Source organism: Microcystis sp. LEGE 08355 (assembly GCF_015207185.1).
Classification (GTDB): domain Bacteria; phylum Cyanobacteriota; class Cyanobacteriia; order Cyanobacteriales; family Microcystaceae; genus Microcystis; species Microcystis panniformis.
In genome coordinates this window covers 1-1,507 of the sequence record NZ_JADEXI010000843.1, presented here as the reverse complement: position 1 = coordinate 1,507, position 1,507 = coordinate 1, and the positions used below count along the sequence as shown (strand labels likewise).

Annotated in this window: 1 protein-coding gene; it reads left to right on the top strand. The window is 39.8% G+C overall.

Going from position 1 to position 1,507, the window contains the following annotated elements; all coding sequences use genetic code 11:
- Window positions 1-134 precede the first annotated feature (134 nt).
- Window positions 135-1,507: site-specific DNA-methyltransferase (locus IQ242_RS24570; protein WP_228021200.1), on the top strand; the 1,373-nt coding region annotated here is incomplete at its 3' end.

Below are 1,507 nucleotides of genomic sequence, written 5' to 3'. Positions count from 1 at the left end.
TGGGGTAAAATCGGTAGCGATAGCTTTTCCATACCTCACATTTTAGCATATATTTCGTAAATGGGCTAATATTTAACAGTAAAGCCGTCGTAGAACGACGGGGTTTCAGACCCAAAATTTTCGATGATTCCTCCTTGTCCCCGGAGTTAAACTGGGATGAAAACCCCGCACGAGAAGAAGCTGAGGCCTTAATTGAGCAAATTCTCGCGGCAGAAGATTTAGAAACCGCCAAAATAGCAGCGCGTAAACTCAAGGCAATCGGTGAACCGTTTTTAAATTGGACAGGAAAGGCCGAAAGGTTATCTTTTCAAGTGCCGACTTTACCCCTATTTGTCCATGAACGTTTATCCACTAGGGCAATTATTGAAACCCTGAAATCCCACAAGGTGGAAAAAGGGGAACAATTGAATCTATTTAATGACCCTAAATGGTCAATTACTGACCAGATTCTCCGAGCTTATGAGTATCACGATAAATGGGTAAACCGGATGATTCTCGGTGACTCGTTGGTGACGATGAACTCCCTACTGCAATACGAGGGGATGGGGGGTAAGGTGCAGATGATTTATATTGACCCTCCCTACGGGGTAAAATTTGGTTCTAATTTTCAACCTTTTGTGAGAAAACGCGACGTTAAACACAACGATGACGATGATTTCACCCGCGAACCAGAGATGGTGCAAGCTTATCGGGATACTTGGGAATTAGGGTTACATTCCTATCTGAGTTATTTACGCGATCGTTTGTTGTTGGCCCGGGAGTTGTTGACTGATAGCGGGAGTGTTTTTGTGCAGATTTCCGATGAGAATGTTCATCATGTTCGGGAGTTGATGGATGAGGTTTTTGGCGGGGAGAATTTTGTTAGTTTGATTAAGTTTAGAAAAAAAACGATGCCTTTAGGAGCAAAACTTTTAGAGGAAATAGGTGATTTTATATTATTTTATGCCAAGAAAAAAGAAAATCTTAAATATAAACAAATCTTCCAAGATATGAATGTTCAAGGCGATAATCATTGGAATTATGGAATTTTACCTGATGGAACAACTAGAAAATTAAATATTGAAGAAATAAATAATCATAAACTTTTACCTGATGGAACTGATTTAGTCCAATTAGTTTCAATGAGTCCAATTGGTATCAGTAGTGACAGGGTTTTTCCCGTTCAAATCAATGGAAAAACTTATCATCCCCCTCAAGGTAAGTGCTGGAAAACCAGTCAAGAAGGAATGGATAGATTAAAACAGCAAGGAAGATTGATTCCCTATGAAGACGGAAAAACGCTGAGATATGCACTTAAATTAAGCGATTACGCAATATCTCCTTTAACTGCGATGTGGAGTGATACATCAGCACCTTCAAATATGAATTATGTAGTTCAAACATCAAATAAAGTCATCCAACGCTGTCTCTTAATGACCACCGACCCCGGCGATTTAGTATTAGATATCACCTGTCTAAGAAAAGGTACAAAAATCCTTATTCCCCACCAACCAACTAACTCCCCCCC